General features: G+C 64.2%; 1 pseudogene. It reads left to right on the top strand.

From position 1 onward, the window contains the following. Positions 1-324 (top strand): annotated as a pseudogene (locus R0J92_RS22145) (cyclic pyranopterin phosphate synthase); the annotation flags it as partial.

Genomic DNA, 324 nt, shown 5'->3' on the forward strand with positions numbered 1-324 from the left:
GACACGCTGGATGAAACGAAATTTGCCGAAGTGACCCGCTGGGGTCGCCTGCCGCAGGTGCTGCGCGGCATCGCCGCGGCGCAGGCTGCGGGCCTCCGGGTCAAGATCAACGCGGTCGCCCTCCAAGGGTTCAACGAGGCCGAGCTGTTCAGCATGACAGAGTGGTGCGCCGAGCGCGGCATCGACCTCACCTGGATCGCGGTGATGCCGATGGGCGATATCGGCAATGAAAACCGCATCGGCCAATATTGGTCGCTGAAAGATGTGCGCAAGGCCGATGAGGGCGGCTATCAGGTCACCGATCTGGCCGAACGCACCGCTGGC

Origin of the sequence: Tritonibacter sp. SIMBA_163 (assembly GCF_046535935.1) — a bacterium.
Classification (GTDB): Bacteria; Pseudomonadota; Alphaproteobacteria; order Rhodobacterales; family Rhodobacteraceae; genus Epibacterium; species Epibacterium scottomollicae.